Below are 3,109 nucleotides of genomic sequence, written 5' to 3'. Positions count from 1 at the left end.
TCCGCCGCGACCGCACCATCGGACTGTGCTTCGGCCCCGCCGGGGTCGGCAAAACCCTCTCCGCCCGCCGCTACGCCCACTGGGACACCGTCGAACCTCTCCTCGACGACTGGGGAACCCGCGACAACGACGCCGAACAACCCATCAACGCCGCCCTCGCCCGAGCCCGCACCATCGTCTACACCCCCTACGTCGGCATCACCACCCGCCGGCTACGCGAGGACCTGCACCAACTGATCACCCGCGCCGAGATCTGCATCGACACCCACCTGAACCCACCGCCGCGGCCACTGACTCATCCCCGGCCCCGCAACCGACGACAGAGCCGAATCGAGTTGTGCATCGTCGACGAAGCCGAACGACTGACCACCAGCGCCCTCGAACACCTACGTGATCACTACGACCGCGGCGAGCACGGACTGATCCTTATCGGTATGCCCGGCATCGAAAAACGCTTCGTGCGCTACCCGCAGCTCTACAGCCGCGTCGGGTTCGCCCACCACTACCGGCCGCTGTCCCACGACGAACTGATCTTCGTGCTCACCCATCATTGGCGCAGTCTCGCCGAGGGCCTGGACCCCGCCGACTTCACCGACCACCAGGCCATCGCTGCTGTCGCCCGGCTGACCGGCGGCAACTTCCGGCTCATTCAGCGCCTGTTCCGGCAGGTCGATCGCATCCTCGAGATCAACGATCTGACCGTCATCACCGCCGATGTCATCGACACCGCCGCCGAAACCCTCGTCATCGGCACCACCTGATCTCAGACTCGCCCCCAACAGAAGAGCCGAGCCCCTCTGGGGACGACGGCCGCGGTCGGCACCGATCGTCCACCTGCGAGATCAGCCGCAGCAACCGCGGGGCGATGCGATGTCGGGCTACTCAGATGCTGTCGGCGGAGTTCGCCGACTCGACGAATCCCGACCAGAACGGAACTGTCACCTCGAAGGACCAGTCCTTTCTCGCCACCGCTCCCACGCCGAACTCGTTTTTGAGATATCCGACCAGGTCCGGGCCGTAATAGATGACGTCGGTCTGATACACCGAGAACACCGGCGCTCCCGACGGGGCGGGTGCTGCCGGTGTGTAGCGGTGGCCGTAGATCGGGACCAAGCGGGGCCATGCCGCAAGTTCACGACGGACGATTCGCTCGACCTCCGCGGCATCTGCCGGCCGCGCACCCCACGAAGCCGGCCAGAACGGGGGATCTTGGTGCAGTGGCGTCCCACACGAACCCCTCGATCGGCCAGTCGAGCATCCGGTGCAGGTGCGCATCGCCCTGGCGCCAGTTCGGCCAGAGATCACCTGTTGGTACCGCTGCGGCGAGCAGCGCGCGATGGTCCGGTGCGAACTGCAATCCGTATCGCTGCTGCACGGCTGTGAACTCGAGATCGCTCAGTCCAGGAGCAAGGTCCACCCCTGCCTGCTCGAGCACGGAGATCGCTTCAGCAGCTACCGGATGAATCATGCGAGTCTGGCACGAACCGGCCCCTTCTCGAGAGCCCGCGACAAGCCTTGCCGTCTCCGATCAAGACGGAGCCGAGGACCAGCGTCTGGGAAACCGTAGTGGATCCAGGGACGGCAAGACCCGCCCGGTGCGAAGGGGACAGATCACGCCATTCACCTGTGAAAATGCGGCCATTTATCACTGCAGGTCACACCGCCACCTGCGACGACGATGTTTCAAAACTCGTGTCGGAAACTGATGGTTCAAAACACGCGTTCGAGACGAGTTGTGGAACACTGATCGCCGTGAACGAACTTCTGGGCTACGCCAGGGTCTCGACCCTCGAACAGAACCCCGACGCACAGGTGGACGCTCTCAGCGCCGCCGGCTGCTCGAGGGTCTGGATCGACAAGGCCAGCGGGGCGACCACCTCTCGGCCCGAGCTGTCCGATCTGTTCTCGCACCTGCGCGACGGCGACACCCTCGTCGTCTGGCGGCTCGACCGACTCGGCCGGTCCCTGCCTCATCTGCTCGAGACCGTCCAACAACTCGAAGAACGCGGCATCGCCTTCCGATCCCTGACCGAACAGATCGACACCAGCACCCCCGGCGGGCGGTTGATCTTCACCATCTTCGGCGCCCTCGCCGAGTTCGAACGCAACCTCATCCGCGAACGCACCCAGGTCGGCCTCGCCGCCGCCCGCGCCCGCGGCCGCACCGGAGGCCGGCCCCCGAAGATGACCCCCAACAAGATCCGCCAGGCCAAGAAGATGCGCGACAGCGGCATGAGCCAACTCGAGATCGCCGAGATCCTCGGCGTCGGCCGCACCACGCTGTACCGGCACCTCAAATAGGCGCAATCGACAGCCGCGAACCATCCAGGTCGGCCTCGCCGCCGCCCGTGCCTGGGTCGGGGATTCATGGTGAGTCTTGTGCAACCGAGATGTCTGGCCTTGTGCGCGGGCTTGCGCGATGCGGTGAGGCTTCCGCCCGGCTGCTAGGGAGTTTGTAGCCTGTTCTCGCAGTTGGGTCGCAGTTACGCGAGCCTGGGCTGATTGTGTCGGGTCGTCGTTTTCCTCAGCCAGCCTCTCCAGCAGGGCGGCGAGGCGGAGGATGAGTTCGTCACCTGCGCCGGCATTGACGGTCTGCGTGTAGTTGCTGCCCGCGATCGAAGTATTCGATGGCGCGTTGTTGTTAATGGTGTAGTTGTTCGTGACACCGGTGACCTGAGCTGGCTGTTCCGGTCCCGGCTTCACCGAATGTCCTGCTGCTGCGCGCCGTCTGGAGCTCTCTGCTGCCACTGCTGACGGCGATGCTTGCGGGAATCCTGTGTGCCGTAGCGGGGTACGTCGATATGTCGCGCGGTCAGGCCCTGTTCGCCGAGGATCAGCTGTTCACCTCGGTCGGCTGGGGTCTGTGGCTGGTGTGTATCGGGTCCGCAGCACTGCTGCTGGGTCTCGTCCTGTGCATCGTGACCCAGCTGCGGAACAGCGGCTCAGCCGCGGCAGCCGAGCTTCGGGCACTGGTCCGTGATCCGCGAAAGCGGGCGGACGTCATCGGCTCCCTGCTGTGCTGCGTGGTCACGGTCGTTCTGCTCGTCTGGGCGTTCAGCATTCGGCTGCCGTGGCAGTGACGCCCCAGGCGTCCATCTCCGCAGAGTCG

At 65.2% G+C, this 3,109-nt stretch carries 4 protein-coding genes; 3 read left to right on the top strand and 1 reads right to left on the bottom strand.

Translation table 11 applies throughout. The features are described from left to right. Nucleotides 1-761, top strand: a 761-nt coding sequence (locus tag I0Q12_RS12655) for an AAA family ATPase (RefSeq protein ID WP_231610539.1), incomplete at its 5' end; no start/stop codon positions are given. A 121-nt stretch (nucleotides 762-882) separates the two neighbouring features. Here the strand turns inward: I0Q12_RS12655 and I0Q12_RS32730 are convergent. Beyond that, on the bottom strand, nucleotides 883-1,044 hold the full coding sequence (locus tag I0Q12_RS32730) for a hypothetical protein (RefSeq protein ID WP_231610538.1): 162 nt from the start codon (nucleotides 1,042-1,044) through the stop codon (nucleotides 883-885). Between the two features lie 708 nt (nucleotides 1,045-1,752). Between I0Q12_RS32730 and I0Q12_RS12645 the strand changes: the two genes are divergently transcribed. After that, nucleotides 1,753-2,301 carry a recombinase family protein gene (locus tag I0Q12_RS12645; RefSeq protein ID WP_197252249.1) on the top strand — a complete coding sequence of 183 codons (549 nt, stop codon included), beginning with the start codon at nucleotides 1,753-1,755 and terminating at the stop codon, nucleotides 2,299-2,301. A 500-nt stretch (nucleotides 2,302-2,801) separates the two neighbouring features. Continuing rightward, entirely contained in the window at nucleotides 2,802-3,080 is a 279-nt protein-coding gene (locus tag I0Q12_RS12640) for a hypothetical protein (protein WP_197252248.1), read from the top strand. Nucleotides 3,081-3,109: the final 29 nt, after the last annotated feature.

The organism is Rhodococcus sp. CX (assembly GCF_015865005.1).
Classification (GTDB): domain Bacteria; phylum Actinomycetota; class Actinomycetes; order Mycobacteriales; family Mycobacteriaceae; genus Rhodococcus.
The sequence above is the reverse complement of the archived record's forward strand: the minus strand, read 5'-3'. Positions and strand labels throughout refer to the sequence as shown.